General features: G+C 73.9%; 24 protein-coding genes and 1 pseudogene. 16 read left to right on the top strand and 9 right to left on the bottom strand.

The window, feature by feature from the left end:
* The first annotated feature begins 47 nt into the window (after positions 1 to 47).
* Together G5C62_RS01270 and G5C62_RS01265 are read left to right on the top strand one after the other, a co-directional pair.
* The gene (locus G5C62_RS01270; RefSeq protein ID WP_164699760.1) at positions 48 to 1,577 is read left to right on the top strand and encodes an RHS repeat protein; all 1,530 of its coding nucleotides are present in this window, start codon (positions 48 to 50) and stop codon (positions 1,575 to 1,577) included.
* 37 nt (positions 1,578 to 1,614) lie between these two features.
* Positions 1,615 to 2,783 (top strand): annotated as a pseudogene (locus G5C62_RS01265) (IS3 family transposase).
* A gap of 719 nt (positions 2,784 to 3,502) precedes the next feature.
* Here G5C62_RS01265 and G5C62_RS01260 read toward each other — a convergent pair.
* A complete protein-coding gene (locus tag G5C62_RS01260) occupies positions 3,503 to 3,898 on the bottom strand; it encodes a helix-turn-helix domain-containing protein (protein WP_206330421.1) in 396 nt (131 codons plus the stop codon).
* Positions 3,899 to 4,198: 300 nt separating this feature from the next.
* Between G5C62_RS01260 and G5C62_RS01255 the strand changes: the two genes are divergently transcribed.
* Both G5C62_RS01255 and G5C62_RS01250 read left to right on the top strand, forming a co-directional pair.
* Complete coding sequence (locus tag G5C62_RS01255; RefSeq protein ID WP_164699759.1) at positions 4,199 to 5,413, top strand: cysteine desulfurase-like protein; 1,215 nt, start codon at positions 4,199 to 4,201, stop codon at positions 5,411 to 5,413.
* Between the two features lie 82 nt (positions 5,414 to 5,495).
* Positions 5,496 to 6,215 carry an Atu4866 domain-containing protein gene (locus G5C62_RS01250; protein WP_164699758.1) on the top strand — a complete coding sequence of 240 codons (720 nt, stop codon included), beginning with the start codon at positions 5,496 to 5,498 and terminating at the stop codon, positions 6,213 to 6,215.
* 11 nt (positions 6,216 to 6,226) lie between these two features.
* Here the strand turns inward: G5C62_RS01250 and G5C62_RS01245 are convergent, their stop codons facing one another.
* Entirely contained in the window at positions 6,227 to 7,006 is a 780-nt protein-coding gene (locus G5C62_RS01245; RefSeq protein WP_164699757.1) for a DUF389 domain-containing protein, read from the bottom strand.
* 57 nt (positions 7,007 to 7,063) lie between these two features.
* Positions 7,064 to 7,534 (bottom strand): SRPBCC family protein, encoded by a 471-nt coding sequence (locus tag G5C62_RS01240; protein ID WP_164699783.1) that lies wholly within the window; start codon positions 7,532 to 7,534, stop codon positions 7,064 to 7,066.
* A 212-nt stretch (positions 7,535 to 7,746) separates the two neighbouring features.
* On the opposite strand from G5C62_RS01240, the gene G5C62_RS01235 reads away from it, so the two are divergent.
* Entirely contained in the window at positions 7,747 to 8,298 is a 552-nt protein-coding gene (locus G5C62_RS01235; RefSeq protein ID WP_164699756.1) for a hypothetical protein, read from the top strand.
* A gap of 17 nt (positions 8,299 to 8,315) precedes the next feature.
* On the opposite strand, the gene G5C62_RS27720 is transcribed toward G5C62_RS01235, so the two are convergent.
* Both G5C62_RS27720 and mftR read right to left on the bottom strand, forming a co-directional pair.
* Positions 8,316 to 9,503, bottom strand: coding sequence for a GGDEF domain-containing protein (locus tag G5C62_RS27720; protein WP_164699755.1), 1,188 nt, complete (start codon positions 9,501 to 9,503; stop codon positions 8,316 to 8,318).
* 53 nt (positions 9,504 to 9,556) lie between these two features.
* Complete coding sequence (gene mftR / locus G5C62_RS01225; protein ID WP_241175649.1) at positions 9,557 to 10,150, bottom strand: mycofactocin system transcriptional regulator; 594 nt, start codon at positions 10,148 to 10,150, stop codon at positions 9,557 to 9,559.
* A 135-nt stretch (positions 10,151 to 10,285) separates the two neighbouring features.
* Here mftR and mftA point away from each other — a divergent pair, with 135 nt between their 5' ends.
* The 5 genes from mftA to mftE all read left to right on the top strand — a co-directional run bounded on the left by mftA (position 10,286) and on the right by mftE (position 15,027).
* The gene (gene mftA, locus G5C62_RS01220; protein ID WP_064972396.1) at positions 10,286 to 10,405 is read left to right on the top strand and encodes a mycofactocin precursor MftA; all 120 of its coding nucleotides are present in this window, start codon (positions 10,286 to 10,288) and stop codon (positions 10,403 to 10,405) included.
* 10 nt (positions 10,406 to 10,415) lie between these two features.
* Positions 10,416 to 10,733, top strand: a complete 318-nt coding sequence (mftB, locus tag G5C62_RS01215) for a mycofactocin biosynthesis chaperone MftB (protein WP_164699753.1) — start codon at positions 10,416 to 10,418, stop codon at positions 10,731 to 10,733.
* Positions 10,730 to 11,947 carry a mycofactocin radical SAM maturase gene (gene mftC / locus G5C62_RS01210; protein ID WP_164699752.1) on the top strand — a complete coding sequence of 406 codons (1,218 nt, stop codon included), beginning with the start codon at positions 10,730 to 10,732 and terminating at the stop codon, positions 11,945 to 11,947. Before mftB ends, mftC begins: the two co-directional genes overlap by 4 nt.
* A gap of 166 nt (positions 11,948 to 12,113) precedes the next feature.
* The gene (locus G5C62_RS01205; protein WP_164699751.1) at positions 12,114 to 13,952 is read left to right on the top strand and encodes a bifunctional diguanylate cyclase/phosphodiesterase; all 1,839 of its coding nucleotides are present in this window, start codon (positions 12,114 to 12,116) and stop codon (positions 13,950 to 13,952) included.
* Positions 13,953 to 14,322: 370 nt separating this feature from the next.
* A complete protein-coding gene (mftE, locus tag G5C62_RS01200) occupies positions 14,323 to 15,027 on the top strand; it encodes a mycofactocin biosynthesis peptidyl-dipeptidase MftE (RefSeq protein ID WP_241175648.1) in 705 nt (234 codons plus the stop codon).
* A gap of 47 nt (positions 15,028 to 15,074) precedes the next feature.
* Here the strand turns inward: mftE and G5C62_RS01195 are convergent, their stop codons facing one another.
* Complete coding sequence (locus G5C62_RS01195) at positions 15,075 to 16,088, bottom strand: iron-siderophore ABC transporter substrate-binding protein (RefSeq protein WP_164699750.1); 1,014 nt, start codon at positions 16,086 to 16,088, stop codon at positions 15,075 to 15,077.
* Between the two features lie 189 nt (positions 16,089 to 16,277).
* Here G5C62_RS01195 and G5C62_RS01190 point away from each other — a divergent pair, with 189 nt between their 5' ends.
* A complete protein-coding gene (locus G5C62_RS01190) occupies positions 16,278 to 16,529 on the top strand; it encodes a type B 50S ribosomal protein L31 (RefSeq protein WP_036335573.1) in 252 nt (83 codons plus the stop codon).
* Between the two features lie 58 nt (positions 16,530 to 16,587).
* On the opposite strand, the gene G5C62_RS01185 is transcribed toward G5C62_RS01190, so the two are convergent.
* Complete coding sequence (locus G5C62_RS01185; protein ID WP_164699749.1) at positions 16,588 to 17,559, bottom strand: hypothetical protein; 972 nt, start codon at positions 17,557 to 17,559, stop codon at positions 16,588 to 16,590.
* Entirely contained in the window at positions 17,556 to 17,882 is a 327-nt protein-coding gene (locus tag G5C62_RS01180) for a PadR family transcriptional regulator (protein ID WP_164699748.1), read from the bottom strand. The genes G5C62_RS01185 and G5C62_RS01180 overlap by 4 nt, the downstream gene beginning before the upstream one ends.
* 139 nt (positions 17,883 to 18,021) lie before the next feature.
* Here G5C62_RS01180 and G5C62_RS01175 point away from each other — a divergent pair, with 139 nt between their 5' ends.
* The 4 genes from G5C62_RS01175 to G5C62_RS01160 all read left to right on the top strand — a co-directional run bounded on the left by G5C62_RS01175 (position 18,022) and on the right by G5C62_RS01160 (position 22,912).
* Positions 18,022 to 19,500, top strand: a complete 1,479-nt coding sequence (locus tag G5C62_RS01175) for a cytosine permease (RefSeq protein WP_206330420.1) — start codon at positions 18,022 to 18,024, stop codon at positions 19,498 to 19,500.
* Positions 19,497 to 20,033, top strand: a complete 537-nt coding sequence (locus G5C62_RS01170) for a cysteine hydrolase family protein (RefSeq protein ID WP_164699747.1) — start codon at positions 19,497 to 19,499, stop codon at positions 20,031 to 20,033. The genes G5C62_RS01175 and G5C62_RS01170 overlap by 4 nt, the downstream gene beginning before the upstream one ends.
* Positions 20,030 to 21,457 (top strand): mycofactocin biosynthesis glycosyltransferase MftF, encoded by a 1,428-nt coding sequence (mftF, locus tag G5C62_RS01165; protein WP_164699746.1) that lies wholly within the window; start codon positions 20,030 to 20,032, stop codon positions 21,455 to 21,457. Before G5C62_RS01170 ends, mftF begins: the two co-directional genes overlap by 4 nt.
* Positions 21,458 to 21,589: 132 nt before the next feature.
* Positions 21,590 to 22,912 (top strand): multidrug effflux MFS transporter, encoded by a 1,323-nt coding sequence (locus tag G5C62_RS01160; RefSeq protein WP_164699745.1) that lies wholly within the window; start codon positions 21,590 to 21,592, stop codon positions 22,910 to 22,912.
* A 13-nt stretch (positions 22,913 to 22,925) separates the two neighbouring features.
* Here the strand turns inward: G5C62_RS01160 and G5C62_RS01155 are convergent, their stop codons facing one another.
* A complete protein-coding gene (locus G5C62_RS01155) occupies positions 22,926 to 23,711 on the bottom strand; it encodes a hypothetical protein (RefSeq protein WP_164699744.1) in 786 nt (261 codons plus the stop codon).
* A 123-nt stretch (positions 23,712 to 23,834) separates the two neighbouring features.
* On the opposite strand from G5C62_RS01155, the gene G5C62_RS01150 reads away from it, so the two are divergent.
* Positions 23,835 to 25,055: an MFS transporter gene (locus G5C62_RS01150; protein WP_164699743.1), complete on the top strand. Its 1,221-nt coding sequence runs from the start codon at positions 23,835 to 23,837 to the stop codon at positions 25,053 to 25,055.
* Positions 25,056 to 25,075 lie beyond the last annotated feature (20 nt).

Raw genomic sequence — 25,075 nt, 5'->3', positions numbered from 1 at the left:
CCGCCGCGGTGGTGATGGGGCAGGCCTCCGCCGTGCTGGCTGCTCCGGTGAGTGCGCCGGAAGTGTCTCTGGCGTTCACCGAGTCGGTGCAGCCGGTGCTTCGCGCCGCGACCACGACAGCTGGTTCGGGCGCCCCGTCGCTGGAGTTCTACGCCCGCACCGTGGGCGCGACGACGTGGAACCTGCTCGACGGCGCCACCGTCAACGGTGCCACCGGCAGTGCCTCGCTCCCCGCCGGCCGGCTGAGCATCCAGCAGTCCTTCGAGTACCGGGCCGAGCACTGTGACAGCACCGGTTGCACGTCGTCGGCGACGCTCACCGGTGCGGTGTCCTCCGATGTCGGCATCGGGCCCCGGCCTGGCGCTTCCGGGGTGCCGTTCTCGATCGGGGACCGGATCAACGCCCAGGTCGACCCCGGCAGCGGCAACCTGATGGTGAGCACCCCGCAGTTCACCGTTCCGCGGGTGGCCGGCGACCTGTCGGTGGGGGCGGTCTACAACAGCATCAGCAGGTGGAAGTCCCGGTTCCAGACGTCGTTGAGCTCTGGCTGGCGGCTGTCGACCGGCTCGGACGTGTACCTGCGTCATGAAGGGATCACCGGGGCCGTCACCTACTACGGCGAGAACGGCCTGACCGGGGTGTTCCTGCCGGCCGGCGGTGACACCTACACCCCCCCGGCCGGGTTCAAGATGGACCTGGCCGGCAACGCCACCGCGGGGTGGGCGCTGACCGACCACGCCTCCTTCGACAAACGGGTGTTCAACAGTGGTGGTCAGCTCACCGCCCTGACCGACCGCAACGGCAACTCCACCACCTTCGCCTACGACGGCGCCGCGCTCACCCGGATCGTCGGGGACTCCGGGCCGGTCGACGCCCGCACCCTGCAGGTCACCACCGCCGCCGGCGGCAAGCAGATCACCCGGATCCAGCAGTACCCGCAGTACGAGCGGGGCGGTAGCCCGCGGTGGGCGACCTACGCCTACAACCAGGCAGGTCAGCTGTCCTCGATCACCGACACCCTCGGCCGGGTCACCACCTTCTTCCACGGCCGCAGCGGGAACCTGAACTCCGTCACCGCCCCCGGCGGAGCGGTCACCCGCTTCACCTACGACGAGTTCGGCCGGGTGCTCACCGTCACCCAGCCGACCGAGGACTACGAGGTGAACGCGGTGACCCGCTTCGCCTACACCGCCACCTCGGTCCTGGTCGCCGATCCGACGACCAATCAGGCCGAGGGTGACCTGGTCGATGTTCCGCACACCACCTACGACCTGACTGGCGATGGCATGAAGCTCATCGCCAAGGTAACCGACCCGGCCGGCAATGCACGCGAGGCCAGCTACACCCCGTTCCTCGACGTCGCCAGCGCCAGCGACTCCGCCGGTGCCACCACCTTCGGCTACGACGCCGCGGTCAACGGTGGCGAGTCCCTGACCGGCATCACCGGAGCGAGCGGGGCGACCTCGTCGTTCAGCTACGGCAACAGCGGCCCCGCGCAGTTCCAGCCCTCCAGCTCCACCGACGCCCAGGGCAACGCCGCCACCTTCGGGACTGCCCAGGGTTCGGTTGACTCCTGACCTGTGAGGCTTCGGTCTCGCTGGAAGGATTAGCATCGTGCCCAAGCCGTTCCCCAAGGAGTTCCGGGCTGACGTGATCGCGGTTGCCCGGCAGGGTGACCAGTCGGTCGCGCAGGTCGCCAGGAGTTTCGGGGTCTCTGAGTCCTGCTTGCAACGCTGGCTGAAGATCGCCGACCGCTAGGACGGCGCCACCGCCGGCGTCTCCTCGACAGTCACCTCACGCGCCGGCAACGACCTGGAAGCCGAGAACCGAGAGCTGCGCAAGCGCGCCAAGCAGCTGGAGCAGGAAAACGAGATTCTGCGCCGAGCGACGGCCTACTTCGCCCGCGATGTGCTCCCAAAATGATGTACCCGCTGGTCCAAGACCTGGCCGCCGACAAGATCCCTGTCGCGGTGACCTGCCGGGTGCTGGGCTTCTCCAAGCAGGCGTTCTACAAGTGGCAGGCCGACCCGGTCAGCCAGCGCGACTGGGACGACGCGCACCTGATCAACGCCGCGATCGACATTCACCACGACGACCCCGGCTTCGGCTACCGGTTCATCACCGATGAACTCGCCCAACTGGGGGTGCGGGCGTCGCGCAACCGGGTCAACCGGCTGTGCAGCTCCCAGCGCCTGTGGTCGGTGCACTCGCGCAAGCGCGGGCTGAACCGCAAGCCCGGACCGCCGGTCCACGACGATCTCGTGCTGCGCGACTTCACCGCCGCCGAGCCCAACCAGCTGTGGCTGACCGACATCACCGAGCACCCGACCGCGGAGGGGAAGCTCTACCTCTGCGCGGTGAAGGACGTCTGCTCCAAGCGCATCGTCGGCTACTCCATCGACTCCCGGATGACCTCGGACCTGGCGGTCAACGCGCTGCGCAACGCCATCGCGCTCCGCGGGCCGACGGAAGCGATCATGCACTCCGATCGCGGCAGCCAATTCCGATCACACGCCTACAATTCCGATCACACGCCTACGTCCGGGCGCGGCTCGATGGGCCGGGTCGGTGCCTGCGCCGACAACGCCGCCATGGAGTCGTTCTTCAGCCTGCTGCAGAAGAACGTCCTCAACCGCCAGCGCTGGACCAGCCGCGAACAGCTGCGCCTGGCAATCGTCATCTGGATCGAGAAGACCTACCACCGCCGCCGACGACAAGACGCCCTCGGCCGCATGACCCCCATCGAGTTCGAGACACTGACCCAGACCGCTCACGCGGCCTGACCGCCCCTACCCAACCGAGTCAACTGAAGTCTGGGCAGTCCCAACAGCAACCCGGTCAACTATGTAGATCCCCAAGGAAGGGCGTCGTTCAGCCTTTCGGGCTGTATCGGATTTGGCATCGCAGTGTGCGGAGGAGTCTCCTATAGCACTCGGTCAGGACTCGGGGGCTCAGCGGGGGCCGGGATTGGTGTGGGGGGAGACGTATCGTTCACCGGTTCCCCGGATAGGTATTCGGGTCCATACATGACCGCTGGGGGATGCGGGGGAGGCCTCTGCGGAAACGCGGGCTTCGTTGGAGGTCAACCCACCGCTTCCGCTGGAGTAGGCGGGGGAGCTGGCGCGTTCCTGACTGCTGGCTACAACTTCGGGCTTGGGGTTGGATAGGAACATGACGGAAGCTATTGCGTTAGCGGCGGCAGTCGTCGGTGCGTTCTTCATGCTTCGACGGAAGAGCTTGGCAATGGGCGCCCTGAAGAGCAGCCCCATGTCCAGCCGAGCTTCATCAACTGGAGCTTCCTACAAATTTGTCGAGGCGATGTTTGTCGTGGTGGGCGCTGTCATGTCGGTAGCTGGGTTAGCAATCGCGATCGGCGGTTGGCTATAACGCCCGCACGGGTGTCCGCGCCTCCCGGCGCGCCGTCGAGCTGACACCTTCCAACCTTGTTCCGCATGGACGTTGGGCACCCGGGCTCACGGCGGGTGAACTAAGTGCGGGGGAATCACGCACGGTCGGGAGGCACCTCGCCCGGTACCGACGGCTCATCCACCGCCTGGCCGGGCGACCGGCCGGGTGCGGCTGAGCCGGTGGCCGGCGGGTCGGTGAGGGAGGGGGCGTTGACCTGCTCCAGGCGGCGGATGTGCTCGATGATGTCCGCGACGCCGGTCAGGCCGGCTGTCGACAGCCCGTGCGCGCGCAGCGCGATGGTCTGCACGCCGGCTTCGCGCACGGCGACCAGCAGCTTCATGTCCGCATCGATGCGGGCGGCCAGGTCCTCGTCGAAGAAGTACTCCATCGGGACCCGGAACAGCCCGGCGATCGCGGCCAGGTGCCGGGCGGAGGGGTTGTCCCGCTTCCCGGTGCGCAGCTGACTGAGGTAGGCCGCCGACGTCGTCACCCCGGACTCGGTCAGCGCAGCCGCGGCACTCTCGTTGGTCCACAGCGCCGCCCCGCGGGGACGGAGTCGAAGGGGTGTCGAGCAGGGCAGTCAATCGCGTCATCCCGCCCTCGGACTGCGCCGCGAGTTCGGCACTGTCACCGTTGGGCCACCGACAGTGGCGCGCGTGGCTGGGGGACTGGTTGCGCTGGAGGATGAACGGCCTCCGAGTCCGACGCGACGGTGCCGACGTGCAGACGTTCGTGGTCGCTTGCTGACGTTCCCGCAGCCTTGGACGGGGCGATGCCGCAGGATCAGGGGATGACCGCCACCGGGCCCTTCGACGTCGCAGCGTTCCGCGCCCACTTCCCCGCCCTGACCGACGGCGCCGCGCACTTCGACGGCCCGGGCGGCTCGCAGACTCCCGACGTCGTCGCGCAGGCGGTCGCCGCCACGATGACCCAGCCGATGGCCAACCGCGGCTCGGTCACCCAGGCCGAGCGCAACGCCGACGCGGTGGTGCGGGAGGCCCGCCAGGCGGTCGCCGACCTGACCGGCGGTGATCCCGGCGGCGTCGTCTTCGGGCGCAGCGCCACCGCGCTGACCTACGACCTGTCCCGGGTGCTCTCCGCCGGCTGGGGGCCCGGCGACGAGGTGGTCGTGACCCGGCTGGACCACGACGCCAACATCCGCCCGTGGGTGCAGGCCGCGGAGGCCCGGGGCGCCACGGTGCGCTGGGCCGACTTCGACCCGGCCACCGGCGAGCTCGACCCCGCGACCGTCGGCGCACTGCTGTCCGAGCGGACCCGGCTGGTCGCCGTCACCGGCGCCTCCAACCTGATCGGCACCCGCCCCGACGTCGCCGCGATCACCGCCCTGGCGCACGAGGCCGGGGCGTTGACCTGGGTGGACGGCGTGCACCTGGCCGCGCACGCGCCGGTCGACGTCACCGCGCTGGGCGCGGACTTCCTCGTCTGCTCGCCCTACAAGTTCCTCGGCCCGCACTGCGGCTGCCTCGTCGCCGCACCGGAGCTGCTGGAGACGTTGCACCCGGACAAGCTGCTGCCCTCCAGCAACGCCGTCCCCGAGCGGTTCGAGCTGGGCACGCTCCCCTACGAACTGCTGGCCGGCACCACGGCGGCGATCGACCTGCTCGCCGCCCAGGCCGGCCCCGAGGGCGACCGCCGCAGCCGGCTGGTGGCCGCGATGGCCGCCATCGAGCAGCACGAGGACCGGTTGCGGGAGCGGATCGAAGACGGCGTCCGGGCGCTGGCCGGGGTGACCGTGTGGTCGCGCGCCGCGCACCGCACCCCGACCCTGCTGCTCACCTTCGTCGGCCGGGACGCCGCCGACGCGTACCGGTCCCTGGCCGGGCGCGGCGTCAACGCCCCGGCCGGCTCGTTCTACGCGCTCGAGGCCAGCCGCCACCTGGGGCTCGGCGACACCGGCGGGCTGCGGGTCGGGCTGGCGCCGTACAGCGACGACGCCGACGTCGACCGGCTGCTCGCCGGGCTGCGGGAGTTCCTCGCCTCCTGACCGTGTGCGCCGGACCTGGGTGCGCTGCACCCAGGTCCGGCGGGGCCTGGATGGCCCCCGGTCCGGCCCGCAGGGTCGGGGCATGACCACGACCACGACACACCAGCTGAGCGACGACGTCCTCCCGGCGGTCCTCGCCAACCAGGCAGGTGGGCACCGCCCGCTGCTGTTCGCGCACGCGACGGTGCGCACGATGGACCTCTCGGTCGGCGACCTGACCGACGCCGACGTACTGGTCCGCTGCACCGAGATCGTGCGGGTGGGGCCGGGCCTGCGCACCGCCGCTGAGGACGACGACGCCCTGGTCGTCGACTGCACCGGGTTCACGATCGCGCCGGCGGTCATCGAGACCGGGGCGGTGGCCGGGCGGCGGGACCGGGTCGGCAGCCTGACGCCGGGCGACCCGGCCACGTTCGGCATCGTCCCGTCCGCGGGCACCGGGCCGATCGAGCAGCTGGTCTGGTACACCGCCGGCGCTGCGGCGATCGTGGCCGACGGTGTCGTCCAGCGGTGGAACGGGCGCCGGCTCGCCGCCCCGATCGACGAGACGGGCCCGGGCCGCGCCCCGGCGGACAGCCCACATCTGGGGACGTGGGTCGACGAGACGGGTCTCATCCACCAGGAGCTCACCGCGGACGGTCGGTACGACGAGACCCGCGGCGGCCGCCGGCACGCCTACCAGGGCGCGTTCTGGCTCGACGGCGACCGCATCGTCTACCGCGACGACCTCGGCTTCTGGGCCTACGGCCGGTTCCGGGACGGCGTGCTCCACCACGGCGGGTACGTCTTCCGCCGCCGCTGACCACCCACGGGTCAACGGGGGGCAGCCCCGGCGTTCGACGTGACCCCGGTGTTCGGGGGCGTCTCGGAGACCGTGCCGGTCGACTGGGCCCAGGCCAGCAGGAGGCCCACGACCACGACGACGACCACCGGGACCAGCGCCAGCGGGCGCAGCCCCCGTCGTCCTGCGGAGACGAGCAGGGCGACGATCCCCATCCCGACGATCAGGCCGACGTTCATGCCGAGCAGCAGCAGCCCGCCGAGGGCCGGTTCGGGAGCGCCCACGTACACCGCGATCGCCGATGCGCCGACGGCGGGGACCAGGGCCAGCGCAGCGACGGTGCCGATGAGCGTGTCGGTCTTGTCGCTGGCCTGGGCGACGGTCCCGGCCAGGCCGGCGGCCACCGCTGCGGCCATGGACCACCAGCCGGGGTGGACACGTTCCTGCAGGAGGGGCTGGCTCAGCAGCACGGCGTCCGAGGCGACGACCCCCAGCGCGGACATCACCGCGGTGGTCGCCCACGCGGCGGCGAAGGCCAGCGCGAGGCCGACCACCGCGACCCGCAGGCCGCGCCCGGCCTCGCCGCGACGACGCGCCACCAGCGCGAACGGGGCCAGGGCCAACGGGGGCATCAGCGGCGCCACGATCATCGACCCGATCAGGATCGGGACCGAGTCCGACAGCAGCGCCACCGAGGCGAGCACCCCGGAGGCGGTCATGAACAGCAGGTAGCTGCCGGACAGCCGGACCTGGGACGCGATCTCGTCGACCGTGTCCTCGTCCATCAGGTGCGTGAGCGAGGGTGCGGGCACGAGGTCATCCTGGGCCGGAGGGCGCCACACGGCAGGCCGGGGACGTCCAGCACCGGGTCAGCGCGGCGCGCCCTCCGCGATGCCCTTGAGGGCGGCGAGGGTGGCCGGGATGCTCTCGTGGGCGGAACGGGTGCGGTCGTCGATCTGCTGCTGGGCGTCGGCGCCGTACCGCTCGGCGAAGAACTCCTGGCCGGCCGGGAGGAACTCCCAGGACTCGGTCAGCCGGGTGCCGCCCTCGACCCGCTCCATCGTGAAGCCCCACCGCACCAGCTTCCCGCCGACCAGGAAGGCGAACTCCCGGCCGGGCTCGGCGGCCACCACCTGGCTGCGGGTCTCCCAGGTGCGTCCAGGCACCTGGTTGCGGCCGGTGAACCACGCGCCGACCTCGGCCGAGGCGCCCTCGTCCCACCAGCAGGCGGTGCAGATCGGGCTCCACTCGCCGGTCCGGGTCACGTCGGACACCAGCGCGTAGAGCGCCTCGGGGGACGACCGGACGACGACGGAGCCGGCATGGGTGAGGCTGTCCATCCCGGCATCCTCGCAGCGGTCGGCCGACGCGACGAGCCGGGTCAGCGCGCCGGTCACCCGGCTGTCCGGCGCCGAGTGGGCAGGTCGCAGACCTCGTTGGCCGACGGACGGGTGCATCCGGCACCGGCGGGTACCGGGGGTCCATGCAGATCGAGGTCGTCGACCCACCTCGGTCGCTGACCACGACACACCCCTGATCCGAGGAGCCCGCGATGGCCCGCAACACCCTGTCCCGTTCCCTGCACGACGTCGGCCTCGCCGCCTGGTTCGGCGGCACGCTCGCCAACGCCGTCGCGCTGAACCCCGCCTCCGGCGAGGCGGGCAGCGCCCGCGCCACCGGCGCCGTCGCCAACGCCGGCTGGAACCGGTGGACGCCGGTCAACGCCGCCGCCATCGGCGCGCACCTGATCGGCAGCGTCGGCCAGCTGCAGGCCAACAAGCGGCGGGTCGCCGAGCAGCAGGGCGTGCGGGCCATGTCGACGGCGAAGACCGTGCTCACGGCGGCCGCGCTGGGCGTCACCGCCTACAGCCGGCTGCTCGGCAAGGTCGTCGACCAGGGCGGCGCCACCCCGTCCAAGCGCGCGACCAAGCCCTCCAAGCGGGCGCGGGGCGAGATCGCCGCCGCCCAGGAGCGCCTCGACCAGTTGCAGTGGGTCGTGCCGGCGATCACCGGGGCGCTGGTCGTCGTCAGCTCCTACGCGGGCGAGCAGCAGCGTCCGTCGGAGGTGCTGCGCGGCATCACCGCGGGGAACCCGACGGTCTGACCCCTCCCGGCCGGCCGTCAGCCGACGGCCGGCCGGAGGGCCCGGACGGCGTTGCGGCTGGCCTTCGCCAGGTACAGCTGGGTGTCCGCGTCGGCCTGCAGCTCCCGGGGCACCGCCCCCTGGCCGCCCGCCGCGGCGACGCCGATCGACAGGCTGACGCCCGGGACGGTGAAGCCCTCCGGGGACAGCTCCAGCGAGCGGACACGCACCCGCTCGGCGATCCGGACCGCGGCCTGCGCGTCGGCGCCTGGGAGCAGGAGCCCGAGCTCGTCACCGCCCAGCCGGGCCACCAGGTCACCTTCCCGGACGTGCTCGCGGAGCAGGGTGGCCACCTGGCGGAGGGCGGCGTCACCGGCGGCATGGCCGTACCGGTCGTTCACCTGCTTGAAGTGGTCGATGTCGACGAGGGCCACGGCCAGCCGGCTGCCGTCCGCGCGCGCCCGGGCGCAGGCCTCGGCCAGGTCGGCGTCCCAGCGGCGGCGGTTGGCGACCCCGGTCAGCGGGTCCTCCAGGCTGAGCCGCTCCAGCTGCACCAACAGTCCACGGGTCCGGCGCTGCTCCTCCTCCAGCCGCAACCGGGCCACCAGCTCGGCGACGGCCAGCTCCCAGCGGCGCCGGTGGGCGAGCAGGGCGACCAGCGTGGTGATCGCCAGGAAGACCGCCACCGCGCCCATCAGCCGCGGCTGCACGGGCGTCGGGTCGGCGAGCAGGGCGGCGGCCAGCGCGGCCCAGGTGGTGGCGACCAGCAGGACCGTCCAGCGGGGCCGGACGGCCAGCAGCACCCCGCTGCCGTGCAACGCCAGGGAGAGCCCGAGCAGGTAGAACTCGATGTGCGTCACGTCGGTGAGCATCCAGGCGGAGGTCACCTGCACGACGGCGAGCACACCGAAGGCGAGCGCCCCCGGTGACCGCCGACCGAGCGGGTGTCGCCACAGCAGCCACAGCAGGGTCCACAGTGCGACCGTCCCGACCGCCCGGACGGCGACCAGCCGGTCAGCCGAGCCGGACTCCAGCGCCACGTCGAGCAACGCCCAGCCGGGGTAGCAGATCGCTGCCACCGAGCAGACGAGCAGGCCGGACGACCGCGCACGGACGAGCGCATGGGCGCGCACGGCCTCGGAGAAGGCCGGGTCGGACCGGATGGGGTCCTGGGGCGCGGAGCGGGTCACCCCGGAGACAACGGTCGGCACCGGGCGGAACTGCACGGTCTCCTGGCAGGGCTCCCCCGGAGGGGGTGTCGGCGGGCTCCCGCGCGGGCTCAGCGCAGGCTGGGGAAGCCGGCGGCCAGCTCGTCGAAGGCCTGGTGCAGTGCGGTGCCCAGGGTGATCCGACCGTCGGCCAGCCACAGCTCGAACGCCGTCGTCGCGGCGGCGCGGGTGCTGGTGGCGACCAGCCGCGGCACCAACGCGTCCGGCGCCACCCCGGTCCGCCGGGCCACGTGCGCGGCGACGACCCGGTCGACGTCGGCGTAGCGCAGCTGGGAGTGCGCCAGCAGCGCCGGCTCGGTCAGGATCAGCCGCATTCGCTGGCGCAGCATTGGCAGGTCGGCCGGTGCGTAGTCGTTGACCTCGACGTAGGCGGCGTAGACCGAGGCGAGCACCGGCTGGTCGGCCGCAGCGGCAGCGAGCATCCCCTCCAGCCGGACGACGTGGCCGTCGAACTGGCCCCAGACCGCGTCGGCCTTGGTGCCGCAGTGGCGGAAGAAGGTGCGCCGGCTGATCCCGGCGGCGTCGGCCACCTCGTCGATGGTCACCGCCTCGAACCCCTGCGCGGTGAACAGGTCGAGGGCGGCCTGCTCGATCCGGGCGCGGGTCTCCTCGCGGGCGTCGGCCGCGACCATCGTCTCGGTCACGGCGCCCATCCTGCCCCTCGGCAGCGCGGTGACCGCCCGGCGCCGCGTTGAGCCGTCGCAGCGCTTGCCGGTGGCACTGGGTGTCACCTACGGTCTGCCGGGTCAGGTCCGTGACCCAACTCACCCGGAGGCACCGTGCCCGAGACGACGCAGGACGAGCTCACCGTCGAGACCCCCGCGGCCCCCGAGGAGGCCCTCGTCGAGGAGTCCCTCGTGGAGGAGGTCTCCATCGACGGCATGTGCGGCGTCTACTGACCCGCGCCCGATGACCTCGCCTGCTCCGGCCCGAGCGGTGGTCGACCCAGCGGTGTTCGACCCGGAGCTGCCCTGGCAGCGTGCCCGGTCGGTCGCGCTGCGGCCGGAGCCCTTCGGGGCGCTGGTCTACCACTTCGGCACCCGGAAGCTCTCCTTCCTCAAGTCGAAGACGCTGGTCCGGGTCGTGGAGACCCTCGCCGACCACCCCTCCGCCACGGCCGCCCTCCTCGCGTGCGAGGTACCGGAGACGCAGCGCCCCACCTACGTGAAGGCGCTGGCCGACCTGGCCCGGTCGCAGATGATCGAACGACGGAAGGCAGCCGCGTGACCGCCGTCCTCCCCTCCCGCCCGACCGGCGGGCGGCTGATCGACCAGTTCGAGTACGGCCTGGACGCCCCCATCTGCCTGACCTGGGAGCTCACCTACGCCTGCAACCTGGCGTGCGCGCACTGCCTGTCCTCCTCCGGGCGCCGCGACCCCCGCGAGCTGAGCACCGCCGAGGCCGAGGCGGTGATCGACGAGCTGCAGCGGATGCAGGTCTTCTACGTCAACGTCGGTGGCGGCGAGCCCACGGTCCGGCCGGACTTCTGGCACCTGCTCGACTACGCGATCGGGCACGACGTCGGCGTCAAGTTCTCCACCAACGGCGTGAAGCTGGACAAGACCCGCGCCGCGCAGCTGGCGCGCACCGACTACGTCGACGTGCAGATCTCCCTGGACGGCGCCACGGCAGAGGTGAACGACCGGGTCCGCGGTACCGGCTCGTTCGACATGGCCGTCCGGGCGCTGGAGAACCTGGCCGAGGCCGGGATGAAGGACTTCAAGGTCTCCGTCGTCGTCACCCGGGAGAACGCCGGCCAGCTCGACGAGTTCAGGGCGCTCACCGACTCCTACGGCGCCCAGCTGCGGATCACCCGGTTGCGGCCCTCCGGCCGCGGGGCGGACGTCTGGGACCAGCTGCACCCCACGATGGCCCAGCAGAAGGACCTGTACGCCTGGCTGCTGGCCAACGGCGACAACGTGCTCACCGGCGACTCGTTCTTCCACCTCTCCGCGTTCGGTGAGGCCCTGCCCGGGCTGAACCTGTGTGGTGCGGGCCGGGTGGTCTGCCTGATCGACCCGGTCGGTGACGTCTACGCCTGCCCGTTCGCCATCCACGAGGACTTCCTGGCCGGCAACGTGCGGTCCCCCGGCGGCTTCCAGCAGGTCTGGCAGCAGTCGGAGCTGTTCGCCGACCTGCGCAGCCCGCAGACCGGCGGCGCGTGCACCAAGTGCGCCCACTTCGACGCCTGCCGCGGTGGCTGCATGGCGGCGAAGTTCTTCACCGGCCTGCCGCTGGACGGGCCCGACCCCGAGTGCGTGCAGGGCTACGGCGAGACCGCGCTGGCCGCCCGGGACATGGAGGTGGTCACGCCCAGGAGCCACGTCGACCACTCGCACACCGGCCCGGTGCGCGGTCAGCCCACGCTGCTGGGCATGCCCAGCGTCCCGCCGGCCAAGATCTGCGACGAGTCGCCGCTGGCCGGGCTGCAGCTGGGCTGACTGGTCGGCTCAGTCAGAGACGGCGCCCTCGGCATCGCTGCGCGCGAGACGTGGGTGGGTCCTGCCCCAGAGCCTGGCCCGCCGGGCACCGGCGTGCACGACGTTCATGCAGCCCTTTCGGGGGGCCGGCGATCCAGCGATTGCCGCGTCCGGTCGATGAAAGGGGGTGACCACCAGCCCGCGCGCGCGGCTCATCGCGCTACTGCCAAGCGGCCGCCTGCTCCCCGAGTTCGTTTGGCATCGCCGACACCGGGTCATCGTGCGGCTGGCGCTGCTGTCGACCGCCACCCTGCTCGTGCTGTGCCTGGCCTGGGGGGCCGGTCAGCCGGTCGCCGTGCTCGTGTTGGCCGCCGTGGGCGGGCCGCTGCTGGTGGCTGCCGCGTCCTCGCTGGGCCGGACGACCCGTTCGGCCGCGACGACGGTCAGCTTGATGGCCGCCTCCGTCGCCCTGGTGCACCTGTGGAGCGGGGTCACCGAGGCGCACTTCGCCTTCTTCGTGATGGTCGGCGTGGTGTCGCTGTACCAGCACTGGGTGCCGTTCGGCATCGCGCTGGTCGTCGTCACGCTGCACCACGGCGTGATCGGCACGCTCTACCCGCACGCGGTCTTCGGCCACGGCGGCATGCACGACCCGTGGGCGTGGGCCGGCATCCACGCGGCCTTCGTGCTCGCCGCGAGCCTGGCCCATCTGGCTGCCTGGCGGCTGAACGAGGACCAGGTGCTCAGCGACGCCCTCACCGGGACCGCCAACCGCACCCAGTTGGAGGAGAGCGCCCGCCGACTGCTCCGGGACGGCGTCCGGGCCAGTCTGCTGTTCATCGACCTCGACGGCTTCAAGGACGTCAACGACAGTCGCGGGCATGCCGCCGGCGACCAGGTGCTGCTCACCGTGGCCGAGCGCTTCCGGCGCAGCGTGCGCCCGGGTGACCTGGTGGCCCGGATCGGCGGCGACGAGTTCGCCGTCCTGCTGGCGGCCGGCCCGGACGAGGCACGCTCGGTGGGCGAGCGCATGTTGCTGGCGCTCAGCGTCCCGATCGGGCTGGACGGCGGGCTGGCGACCGTTCATGCCAGCATCGGGTTGGCCACGTCGACCGATCCCGGCGAGCACACCGCCGACTCGCTGCTGCGCGACGCAGACCTGGCGATGTACCTGGCGAAGGCGCGCGGCGGCAACCAGGTGGTCGCCTACGCCGGCGGGATGGCCGAGGCGGCCCGGCGCCGCGCCGAGCTGCAGCAGGACCTCGGCCATGCGGTCCCCGCCGGGCAGCTCGAGGTTCACTACCAGCCCACGGTGCGGCTCTCCGACGGACGGACGACCGGCTTCGAGGCCCTCGTCCGCTGGCACCACCCGGTGCGCGGCCTCGTCCCGCCTGCCGAGTTCATCCCGCTGGCCGAGGAGAGCGGCGCCATCTCCGAGATCGGCAGCTGGGTGCTCCAGCAGGCGCTGCGACAAGGTGCGGCCTGGACCGCTGCGGCGGGGCACCCGGTACGGATGGCGGTCAACCTGTCGCCCCGCCAGCTGATGGACCGGGAGATCGCCGCTGAGGTCACCGCTGCCCTGCAGGACACCGGCTTCCCCGCCGGCCAGCTCACCCTGGAGGTCACCGAGGGCGTGCTCGTGCGAGACGTCGACGCGGTGGCCGGTCAGCTGGAGCAGCTCCGCGCTCTCGGTGTCGCCATCGCCATCGACGACTTCGGCACCGGCTTCGCCGGGCTGTCCTACCTGCGGCGACTGCCCGCCGACGTGATCAAGATCGACCGCAGCTTCGTCAACGACCTCTCGGCCGGGAGCCCGTCGGCGACGCTCGTCGCCTCGATCGTCGAACTGGCCCGCAGCCTCGGCCTCGGAGTCGTCGCCGAGGGCGTCGAGACCGAGGACCAGCGCCGGGCGCTGGTCGACCTGCACTGCGGATCGGCTCAGGGATACCTGTTCGCCCGGCCAGAGCCGGCCGAGCGGTGCCGCCCCGCCGCCGAACTGCTCTCGCCGAGCGCCGTCCGGGCGTAGTCCGGACGGCGCCGGCGGTCACAGCCGGACAGTCGCGTGCTCCCCGCCGTCGTCGACCCCTGGCAACACCATGTCGGGGCCAGCGAGACCCAGCTGCCGCTTCCCGCGGTGACCACGTTGGCTCGTGGGTTGGCGGTGACCTGGGCGACCTTGCGGGCGCGCCGGCTGGTGAAGGACGAGACGTCGCCGTCGACCTCGCCCTGCTGCATCGACATCGGACGGCCATCAGCGTGCCGTCGGTGGTCGTGGCCAACGCGGCGATGTGCTCGCCCTCCGGCAGCTCCGCTCCCTTGCGTGTCGGTGGTCAGGGGGCTGCGCTGCCCGCTCCGGCGGCGGACGACACACACGGTCTCTGGCAGGGTGCCCAGCCGTGGACGACGTCGTGCGGCTGACCGGGGCGACCTGGCCCGACCTGGAGGGCCGGCCGCTGCTCGTCGTCCCGCTCGGGTCGGTCGAGCAGCACGGCCGCCACCTGCCGCTGACCACCGACACCGCCGTCGCCCAGGCGGTGGCGGAGGCCGCCGTCGGCGAGCTGGACGGCGCGGTGCTCGCCCCGGCGCTGGCGTACGGCGCCAGTGGTGAGCACGAGGACTTCCCCGGCACGATCTCGATCGGGACCGCCGCGCTGACCACCCTGCTGGTGGAGTACGGGCGCTCGGCCGGACGCTGGGCCGGCCGGTTGCTGGTGGTCAACGGGCACGGCGGCAACGTCGAGGCGTTGCGGGCGGCCGTGCCACAGCTGCGGGGCGAGGGTCGCGACGTCGTCTGGTTCCCGTGCGGGGTGCCCGGGGGCGACGCACACGCCGGGCGCACCGAGACGTCACTGATGTTGCACGTGGAACCTGCTGGGGTCCGCCCGGAGCTCGCCGCCGCGGGGGAGACCGCACCGATCGGGGAGCTGCTGCCCCGGCTGCGGGCCGAGGGCGTGCGGGCGGTGAGCCCGGACGGGGTGCTCGGCGACCCGGCCGGTGCCTCGGCGGCGGAGGGAGCGAACCTGCTGCGGACGCTGACCGGCCGGCTGGTCGCCGCCGTACGGGCCTGGGACGCCGACGCCGCCGGGCGGCTCCTGGGCTGAGCCAGGTGCTGCCCGGCGGCGCCGGTCCGGTCAGGTGGTTCCGGCGGTCAGCCGAGCGTGTCGGCGAACTGCGGGACGGCGTTGTCCAGGGCGTACTGGATGCCCTGCGGCGTGCCGATCGAGAAGGCGCTGGTCAGCGTCTCGTCGTCGAGCACCACGGCGTTGCCGGCCTGCACGGACGGGATCGCCTGCCACAGCGGGTTGTCGGTGATCTCGCTGGCCTCCACGAAGATCGGGAAGGCGACGGTCAGGTCGGCGTCGAGCAGCGGGAGCTGCTCCTCGCTCACCGGCACGTAGAAGCTGTCGGTGGCCAGCTCCTCGATGGCCGGCTTGTTCACGAAGCCGAGCTGCTCCATGAAGTCGACCCGCGAGTCACCGCTGACGTAGGCGCCGAAGCCCTCGGCGGTGTAGGCGGCGACCGCCACCTCGGTGCCGTCGAACTCCGGGTGTGCCTCGGCGGCGGCGGCGAAGGCCTCGTCGACCTCGGCCGCGACCTCCTCGGCCTCCTCCGTCTTGCCCAGCGCCTGGCCGACCAGGTCGAGCTGCTCCTCGAAGGGGACGATGTAGGGGTCGGTGCCCACCGGTTGGCTGATGGTCGGCGCGATGGCGCTCAGCGCCTGGTACCGCTCCTCGGTGGCGGGGGACTTGGTGTCCAGGATCAGGTCGGGGTCCAGCGCGGCGATCGCCTCGAGGCTGGGCTCCAGCGTCTCGATGATCTCCGGGGCCTCGTCGTAGAGCCCCTCGGCCCACGGGCCCACGCCCTCGCCGCCGAAGCCGAGCCAGTCGCTGGCGCCGACCGGCTGGACGCCGAGCGCCAGCGCCATCTCGGCGTCGCCCCAGCCGAGGGCGACGACCCGGGTCGGCTCCTCCGGGACCGTCACGTCGCCGAAGGCGGTCTCGACGGTGACCGGGAAGGCGTCCGACGACCCGGTCGCCGGGTCGGTGCCCTCGGCCGCGGTGTCGTCGCTGGAGTCGGAACCCCCGCAGCTGGTGATGACGAGGGCGGCGGCCAGCAGCGCGGTGCCGCGGACGGCCCTGCGGCGGAGGGGGAGGCGGGACATTCGAGCTCCTTCGGTGGGTCAGGTGAGGCTGACCTAAGCACACGGAGGTCACGGTCCGGTCACCGCAGGCGGCTCCTCCTGCGGCCCTGGGCCGGGAACAGCGGGCCCGTAGGGGTGGTTGACCCAGACAGTCGCGATCAGCCCGCCCCAACGGGGGTGGACGTCCCGCGCAGACCGAGAGGACCAGCCATGCAGCACGGCATCCACCCCGAGTACCGCACCGTCGTCTTCCAGGACACCGCGACCGGGGCCACGTTCCGGACCCGCTCCACCGTGCAGACCAGCCGGACGATCGAGCTGGACGGCGAGACGCTGCCGGTGGTCCCGGTCGAGATCAGCGCGTCGTCCCACCCGTTCTGGACCGGCAACCAGCGGGTCCTCGACACCGCCGGCCGGGTCGAGAAGTTCAACCAGCGGTACGGCGCGCGCACCCGCAGCTGACGCACCACCTGCCTGACGCCCTCGTCGGTCCACCCGGACCGGCGGGGGCGTCGTCGTGTCAGCGGTCGGCCGGCACCATCGGCAGGACGCGGACGGCGCGCAGCCCGATGGCGCCGGTGACGACCGCCGTGGCGGCGGCGGCCAGGGTGGCCAGAACCACGACTGTCGCGTAGCCGGAGGGTGTGTCGTACGGCCAGCGGCTGGCCAGCGCCGGCAGCGTCGTCGCGGCCAGCACCGCCACCGCCAGCTCACCCGGCCCCCGCGCCCGCCCGCGGCGCAGCAGCAGCACGGCGCCGGCCACGACCGTCAGCAGCGCCCACTGCACCACCGGGTCGAAGAGCCCCCAGGTCCACTCCGGCGGCTCGCCCGGGCGGAGCGCCGTCACCGACACCGAGGCGACCAGCGGGACGGGGATCAGCCACAGCGGCCGGTGCAGCGGAGCGCCGGTGGGCATGAGCGCGGCGGCGACGAGCGGGACGGCGATCGTCAGCTGGACCAGCAGCTCCACCGGCCGGATCACCGCGACGACCGCCGGCACCAGCTGCCCGATCAGCACGACGACGGCCAGGGGGCGGGTGGCGGCCAGCCCGCGGGCGGCGCAGACCGCCAGCGCGACGGTGAGCGCGCTGACCACGGTGTGGACCGCGTATGAAGGCCCCCACAGCAGCCGGCCGCCGAGGTCCGGAGCGTCGATGAACGGGAGCCGGCCGTGCAGCCACGCCGTCGAGAAGAGCCCGAGCAGCCCCAGCGAGGCCAGCGCCACCGTGCCGGCCACGGCCACCAGCCGCACCGTCCGACCGGTCGCCACGGCGCGGACCGAGGCGCCGGGGGCACCCAGCCGGAGCCGCAACGCCAGCCGGGCGACGTCCAGCCGGTCGGTCAGCGACGGGCTGCCGAACTCCGCGTACTCGGGGTCGTCGGCGGTCTCCACCTGCAGGTAGGTCTCGGTCATGTCGTCGGCCCAGCGCGACCGGGCCGGCTCGGGCAGCCAGGTCAGCAGCCGTCGGTAGCGCTGCTCCAGCGGGCTCATGCCGGCCGCACCGCGAGCCGGGCCCGTACGGCGCGGGCGTTGGTCTCCTGCCGGGCGAGCTCGGCCTCCAGTGCCAGTCGGCCGGCGTCGGTGAGCCGGTAGTAGCGGCGCAGCCGGCCGGCGTGCACCTCTTCCCGGTCCGGCGCCACCTGCCCCTCGGCGACCAGCCGGTCGAGCACGCCGTAGAGCGTGCCGACCCGCAGCGTCACCCGGCCGCCGGACAGGCCCTGGACCTCGGCGATCACTCCGTACCCGTGCCGAGGCCGGTCGGCCAGGGCCGCCAGCACGAAGAAGGTCGGCTCGGTGAGCGGCCGCACGTCCATGGCCGGACGCTAGCGGCTCCATGCATCGGCTGTCGATGCATCGGCGCCCGGAGTCCCGCGCCGGTGTCGGTGGCCGCGGTTAGGGTCCCGCACCGGGAGCGGGGCGCCAGCACCGCCGGCGAGGACGGAGCACGCACGGATGGCGCACCAGGCAACGGGGGAGGCCGGGCCCCCGGCGGAGGCCGCCACCCCGCGGGTGGCGGTGGAGACCAACGGCATCAACGTGATCGCCGAGGCCGAGCGCAAGGGCACCCCGCGCCAGCTGTTCTGGCCGTGGTTCGGTGCCAACGTCAGCGTGCTCGGCCTGGCCTACGGCGCGTTCGTCCTGGGCTTCGGCATCTCCTTCTGGCAGGCCGTCGTCGCCGGCGTCGTCGGGATCGTGCTCAGCTTCGGGCTCTGCGGCCTCATCGCCATCGCCGGCAAGCGGGGCTCGGCGCCCACCCTCGTGCTCAGCCGCGCCGCCTTCGGCGTCACCGGCGGCCGGGTGCCCGCCGTCCTCTCCTGGGTTCTCACCGTCGGCTGGGAGACGGTGCTCGCCTCGCTGGCCACCCTCGCCACCGCCACCGTGTTCACCCAGCTCGGCTGGGGCGGCGGGACGGCGACCCAGGTCGTCGCCCTGCTGGTGGTCGCCGCGCTGGTGGTCGTCGGCGGCGTGCTCGGCTTCGACCTGATCATGCGCATGCAGACGGTGATCACCGTCGTCACCGGCGTGCTGACCGTCGGCTACCTGCTCCTCGTCGCCGATGAGATCGACTGGGCGGTGGTCAGCGACCTGCCCGCCGGGTCGACGCAGGCGTTCATCGGTGCGCTGGTCTTCGTGATGACCGGCTACGGGTTCGGCTGGGTCAACGCCGCGGCCGACTACTCCCGCTACCTGCCGCGCACCGCCTCCACCCGCGGCGTCGTGGGCTGGACGACGTTCGGCTCCGCGCTGGCCCCGGTCGTCCTGCTGGTCGTGGGGCTGCTGCTGGCCGGCTCGTCGACCGACCTGGCGGCGGCGATCAGCGCCGACCCGATCGGTGCCCTGGCCGCCCTGCTCCCCACCTGGTTCCTGGTGCCCTTCGCCCTGGTCGCCGTCCTGGGGCTGGTCGGCGGCGCCCTGCTGGACATCTACTCCTCCGGCCTGTCCCTGCTCGCCGCCGGCGTGCGAGTCCCCCGCCCGGTCGCCGCCTCGATCGACGGCCTGCTGATGGTGCTCGGCGCCATCTGGGTCGTCTTCCTCGCCGAGGGCGACTTCTTCGTCCAGTTCCAGGGCTTCCTGATCACCCTCGGGGTCCCGGTCGCGGCCTGGTGCGGGATCGTGCTGGCCGACCTGCTGCTGCGCCGCCGCGACTACGCCGAGGCCGAGCTGTACGACCCGCGCGGCCGCTACGGCTCGGTCCCGCCGGTCCCGCTGGCGCTGCTCGGGCTCGGCACCGTGCTCGGCTGGGGGCTGGTCACCAACACCTACGCCACCTGGCTGACCTGGCAGGGCTACCTGCTCGGCCCGGTGGGCCTGGGCGGCAAGGACGGCGACTGGGCCTTCGCCAACCTCGGCGTCCTGGTCGCCCTGGCCGTCGGTTTCGCCGGCACACTGCTGCTGCGCCGGGGCGCGGTGCGGCGGCAGGAGGCGGCGTGACCGACGGCGTGCTCGTGGTGGTCGACGCCCAGCACGTCTTCGCCGACCGGGACTCCCCGTGGGGCGCGCCCCGGTTCGCCGAGGTGCACCCGGCGATCCGCCGGCTGACCACGGCCTTCGCCGGGCGCGTGGTGCACACCCGCTTCGTCGCCCCGGCCGAGCCGGCCGGGGCCTGGGTGCCCTACTACGCGCAGTACCCCTTCGCGCGGCAACCGCCGGACGCGCCGCTGTACGCGCTGGTCGACGACCCGGGCGACGCGCCGGTGCTCGACGCGACCACGTTCGGCAAGTGGGGCCCCGAGCTCGCCGCCCTGGTCGGGGCCGGGCCGCTGGTGCTGGCCGGCGTCTCCACCGACTGCTGCGTGCTCTCCACCGCCCTGCCCGCCGCGGACGCCGGGGTGCCGGTGCAGGTGGTCACCGACGCCTGCGCGGGAGCCAGCGACGCCGACCACGACCGGGCGCTGGCCGCGATGGCGCTCTACGCGCCGCTGATCGCCCTCACCACCACCGACGCGGTGCTCGCCCGGCGATGAACCCGCCCCCCACCGACCGGCTGCCCGACGGCTTCACCGTGGTGCTCGGCCCGGGCGTCGAGCGCCGGGACGGCGGGACGGCGCTGCTCGGCGGCTCCCCGGCCCGGCTGCTCCGGCTCTCCCCCGCCGCGCAGGAGCTGCTGGCCGGCGACCGGCTGGAGGTCACCGACGCCCGCAGCGCCGCACTGGCGGCCCGGCTGCTCGACGCCGGCGTCGCCGTCCCGGAGGTGCCGGAGGTGCCGCGGCCCGACGTCACGGTCGTCGTCCCGGTCAAGGACCGGACCGACGGGCTGGCCCGGCTGCTGGCCGCCCTGCGCGCCGACCCCGGCACGGCCGGCTGCCCGGTGGTGGTCGTGGACGACGGCTCGGTCGACCCGCCTGCGGTTGCCGCGGTGGCCGCCGGCACGCGGCTGCTCCGGCACGAGCACGCCCGCGGCCCGGCCGCCGCCCGCAACGCCGGGCTGCGGGTCGCCGACACCGACGCGGTGGCGTTCGTCGACTCCGACTGCGTGCCCGAGCCCGGCTGGCTGGCCACGCTCGCCGGGCACCTGGCCGACCCGCGGCTGGCCCTGGTCGCGCCCCGGATCACCGCCCTGGACCCGGCCCAGCCCGGCTGGGTGGCCCGGTACGAGGCGCTGGACAGCGCGCTGGACATGGGCCCGGCCGCCGCACGGGTCGCCCCGGGGACGGGCGTCTCCTACGTGCCCAGCGCGGCGCTGCTGGCCCGGAGGACCGCGCTGGCGGACGGCTTCGACGAGGCGATGCCGGTCGCCGAGGACGTCGACCTGGTGTGGCGGCTCACCGGCGCCGGCTGGCGGGTGCGCTACGAGCCGGCCGCGCGGGTCGCCCACGACCACCGCGTCGAGCTCGGCGACTGGCTGCGGCGCCGGGCGTTCTACGGCACCGGCGCGGCGCTGCTCGCCCAGCGGCACGGCGCCGCGGTCGCCCCACTGGTGATCTCGCCCTGGTCGCTGGCGGCCTGGGTGCTCCCGGCGTTCGCCGGCCGGTGGGGCCTGCTGGGCTCCCTCGGCGTGCTCGGCCGGGCCAGCGTCCTGCTCGCCCGACGGGTGGCGGTGCCCGGCCGATCGCTGCCGATCGGCTGGGCGGCCGGCCTGGTGCTGCGCGGGACGGCGTCGTCCGGGCGGGCGCTGGCCCGCTCGGTGACCCGGCACCACTGGCCGCTGACCGTGGCCGCGGCGCTGGTCTCCCGCCGGGCGCGGCGGGCGGCCGGTGCGGTGGCGGTCGCCGACGCCGTGGCCGGCTGGTGGCCGCACCGCCGGGAGATCGACCTGCCGGCCTTCGCGGCCGGCCGCCGGCTGGAGGACCTGGCGTACGGGGCCGGGCTCTGGTGGGGGGCGCTGCGGGCCCGGGACGGCCGGGCGCTGCTGCCCGCCGCACCCGAGCCGGTCGCCCCACGGGGGTGACGTCGGGGTGACGTGCGGCTGAACACCCCGTCCAGCCGGAATGCAGTTGCATCATGCAGCCTTGTCGCCCAGGTATCGCGAACGTGGCCAGCGTCGGTCCCGCGGGAGCACAGCACCGACCAGGGGGACCCGATGACCGCCACCCAGCACTCCGCACGACGAGATCCGGCCGCGCCGGCCCAGGCCGACGCCGCCGCCCCGGTCGACGTCTCCGGCCTGCCCGACCCGCAGGTGGAGAAGCCGAAGACCGCGCGCCTCGCGCTGACCCTGGGCGCGTTCGTCGCGCTCGGGCCGCTCACCATCGACATGTACCTGCCGGCCCTGCCGACGATCGCCACCGAGCTGGAGACGACGTCCGCGGCGGTGCAGCTCACGCTCACCGGCACGCTGATCGGCCTCGCGCTGGGCCAGCTGGTGCTCGGCCCGCTGTCCGACCGGTTCGGCCGCCGCCGCCCGCTGCTCGCCGGCACGGCGGTGCACGTGGTCGCCTCGCTGCTGGTGCTGCTCGCCCCGAACATCGCCGTCCTGGGCGCCCTGCGGGTGCTGCAGGGCGTGGGCACCGCGGCCGGTGCGGTGATCGCGATCGCCGTCGTCCGCGACCTGTTCGTCGGCCGTGCGGCGGCCACGATGCTCTCCCGGCTGTTCCTGGTGCTCGGCGCCGCGCCGGTGCTGGCGCCCACGATCGGCGGGGAGGTCCTCCGCTTCACCTCGTGGCGCGGGGTCTTCCTGATCCTCGCGCTCTACGGCCTGGCGCTGCTGGCGATCGGCTTCTTCCTGATCCGGGAGACCCTGCCGCCCGAGCGCCGCAGCACCGAGGGGGTCGGCGGCACGCTGCGCGGCTACCGGTCGCTGTTCCGGGATCGCAGCTACGTCGGCCTGGTGCTGGTCGCCGGCCTGACCATGGCCGGGCTGTTCGCCTACGTCTCCGGCTCGTCGTTCGTCTACCAGCGGCAGTTCGGCCTCGACGAGCAGCAGTTCGGGCTGCTGTTCGGCGCCGGTGCCTTCTGGCTGATCGCCGCCACCCAGCTCAACCCGCTGCTGCTGCGCCGCTTCTCCCCGGCGCAGGTGCTCGTCGCCGGCACGGTGGCCGGCGCGGTCTCCGGCGCGGTGCTGCTCCTGCTGGCTGCCACCAGCACCGGCGGCCTGTTCGCCGTCGCGATCCCGCTGTGGGCGGTGCTGTTCGCCTGCGGCCTGGCGCTGCCCAACGCCCCGGCCCTCGCCCTCTCCCGGCACGGCGAGTCGGCCGGCACCGCGGCGGCGCTGCTCGGTGCGGTGCAGTTCGGCGTCGGCGCTGCGGTCTCCCCGCTGGTCGGCCTGCTGGGCAACGACGCGGTGGCGATGGGCGCGGTGATCGTCGGGTCGCTGGTGCTGGCGATCGTCGTCCTGGTCGTCGTCGTCCGCCCGTGGCAGCTCGAGGAGCCCGACCCCGAGATGGCCGCCGTCGCCGCTCACTGAGCGGCGGCGCGGGTCAGCCGATGACGACGGCGGCGGTCGTGCCCACCTGCACCATCCGGGTCACCCCGGTGCTGGCGCTGGTCACCTGCTCCTCGAACCAGAAGACGTAGGGCTCGCCGGGGGCCAGCCCGTCGATCGTGACGGTCATCGGCTGGCAGCCCTCGACCTGGTCGACGGCCCGCACGACCGGCGGCGGCTGCTGCCCTCCGACGAGTCGCTGGCTGACCGCCTGGACCCGGTACCCGACCACCTCGGGCCGGTTGTCCGACATCCAGTCCAACGTCGCCGACCCCGGCCCGGGGACGACGCCGGGGACGATCCGGCGCGGTGTGGTGCCGGCGCCCCCGCAGCCGTCGGGCTCCAGCTTGTAGACGGGCGCCCGGCCGACCGACGCGTTGGGCATGATCGAGATTCGTCCGGGGCGCGGCGGCTGGGGGACGACCAGGCCGCCGCCACCGGCGGCCACCTCGGCGCGCGAGCGGGTCTCCGCGCGGGCGGCGGCAACGTCGGCCAGGGTGTCCACGCCCTGCGCGAGCACGGGCACCTCCGCGGGCACGGGCGCCGCAACCGGGGCCGGGCCGGCGACGGAGTCCTGCGCCACCGGTGCGTTCGTGGCAGTCAGGTCGACGAGCACCGGCGTGAGCTGCGGGGCGAGCACGACCGCGCCGACGGTGGCGGCCAGCAGCGGGACCAGCCAGCGGGTGTGGTCCCGGCGCCGGGCCGGGGCGCGCCGCCGGGCGGGGGCGCGCCGCCGCGCCACGGGGCGGCTGCCCGCGGTGCGTCGTCTCTGCTCGGCCATGACGGCCTCCTCCCGGTCCTCGGGGGAGCATCGGCACGGAGGGCCTCCGGCTCGCGCCGAACCACCCGAACGGGTCGCGACGGCGGTGGGAATGGTGGCGGCGGGCAACGTCTTGGGCCAGCTGTGAGCGCAGCCCCCGCCGTCTCGACGACGTCGGTCCCCACCGCACCGTCCACCCGCACCGCCGTCCTGGCGATCGTCGCCCTCGCGCTCGGCGGGTTCGCCATCGGCACCACCGAGTTCGTGACCATGGGCCTGCTGCCCGACATCGCCCGCGGGGTGGACGCGACGATCCCCGAGGCCGGGCACGTCATCTCCGCCTACGCCCTCGGCGTCGTCGTCGGCGCCCCGGTGCTCGCCGCGCTGGGCGCCCGGCTGCCACGCCGGCGCCTGGCGATGGGGCTGATGGTGGCGTTCGTCGTCGGCAACACCCTCAGCGCGCTGGCCCCCGGCTACGGCTCCCTGGTGCTCTCCCGCTTCGTCGCCGGCCTCCCGCACGGCGCCTACTTCGGCGTCGCCTCACTGATCGCCGCGTCCCTGGTGCCGGCCCACCTGCGCGGCCGCGCGGTCAGTTCGGTGATGCTCGGGCTGGCGGCCGCCAACGTCGCCGGGGTGCCCGCCGCGACCTGGCTGGGCCAGCAGCTGGGCTGGCGCTCGGCCTACTGGGCGGTCGTGGTCATCGGCGCCGTCACGCTGCTGGCCGTGCTCACCGTCGTCCCGTCGGTGCCCGGGCGGTCGGAGGCGACGATCCGCACCGAGCTGGGTGCCCTGCGCCGGCCCCAGGTGGTCCTGACCCTGCTGGTCGCCACCGTCGGCTTCGGCGGGATGTTCGCCATGTACAGCTACATCGCGCCGATCGTCACCGAGGTGGCCGGCCGGTCGGCCGGCTTCGTGCCGGTCGTGCTGCTGGCCTTCGGGGTGGGTGGCGTCCTCGGGACGGTGCTGGGCGGACGGCTCGCCGACCGGGCGCTGTTCCGCTCGCTGGTCGGGGCGACGGTCGCCACCGGCGTGCTCCTCGGCGTGATGGCGGTGGCCGCCGGCAACGCCCTGGCGCTGATCGTCACGGTGTTCACCATCGCCGCGGCCGCCTCCACGATGGTCGTGCTCCTGCAGCTGCGGCTGATGGAGGTCGCCGGTGAGGCACAGATGCTCGGCGCCGCGCTGAACCACTCGGCGCTCAACGCGGCCAACGCCCTGGGCGCCTGGCTCGGTGGTCTGGTCATCGCCGCCGGCCTGGGCTACCGGGCGCCGAGCGTGGTGGGCGCCGGGCTCGCCGTCCTCGGCCTGGGCTTCCTGGCCGCCTCGGCCGTGCTGCGTCGCCGGGAGCTGCGCGCCGCCGCCTGACCCGCCGCCGCCTGACCCGC

It is taken from the genome of Modestobacter sp. KNN46-3, from assembly GCF_011039295.1.
The sequence above is the reverse complement of the archived record's forward strand: the minus strand, read 5'-3'. Positions and strand labels throughout refer to the sequence as shown.

What these genes read in the sequence shown, in the direction of transcription:
- G5C62_RS01180 (WP_164699748.1), bottom strand. Translation starts at nt 17,882, where the DNA reads ATGGACGTGCGGCCGCTCACCGAGCCGACCTTCTTCGTGCTGGCGGCC.
- G5C62_RS01195 (WP_164699750.1), bottom strand. Translation starts at nt 16,088, where the DNA reads ATGTCCCGCCTCCCCCTCCGCCGCAGGGCCGTCCGCGGCACCGCGCTG.
- G5C62_RS01235 (WP_164699756.1), top strand. Translation starts at nt 7,747, where the DNA reads ATGGCCCGCAACACCCTGTCCCGTTCCCTGCACGACGTCGGCCTCGCC.
- G5C62_RS01240 (WP_164699783.1), bottom strand. Translation starts at nt 7,534, where the DNA reads ATGGACAGCCTCACCCATGCCGGCTCCGTCGTCGTCCGGTCGTCCCCC.
- G5C62_RS01250 (WP_164699758.1), top strand. Translation starts at nt 5,496, where the DNA reads ATGACCACGACCACGACACACCAGCTGAGCGACGACGTCCTCCCGGCG.
- G5C62_RS01155 (WP_164699744.1), bottom strand. Translation starts at nt 23,711, where the DNA reads ATGGCCGAGCAGAGACGACGCACCGCGGGCAGCCGCCCCGTGGCGCGG.
- mftF (WP_164699746.1), top strand. Translation starts at nt 20,030, where the DNA reads ATGAACCCGCCCCCCACCGACCGGCTGCCCGACGGCTTCACCGTGGTG.
- G5C62_RS01160 (WP_164699745.1), top strand. Translation starts at nt 21,590, where the DNA reads ATGACCGCCACCCAGCACTCCGCACGACGAGATCCGGCCGCGCCGGCC.
- G5C62_RS01175 (WP_206330420.1), top strand. Translation starts at nt 18,022, where the DNA reads ATGGCGCACCAGGCAACGGGGGAGGCCGGGCCCCCGGCGGAGGCCGCC.
- G5C62_RS01190 (WP_036335573.1), top strand. Translation starts at nt 16,278, where the DNA reads ATGCAGCACGGCATCCACCCCGAGTACCGCACCGTCGTCTTCCAGGAC.
- mftB (WP_164699753.1), top strand. Translation starts at nt 10,416, where the DNA reads ATGACCTCGCCTGCTCCGGCCCGAGCGGTGGTCGACCCAGCGGTGTTC.
- G5C62_RS01185 (WP_164699749.1), bottom strand. Translation starts at nt 17,559, where the DNA reads ATGAGCCCGCTGGAGCAGCGCTACCGACGGCTGCTGACCTGGCTGCCC.
- G5C62_RS01255 (WP_164699759.1), top strand. Translation starts at nt 4,199, where the DNA reads ATGACCGCCACCGGGCCCTTCGACGTCGCAGCGTTCCGCGCCCACTTC.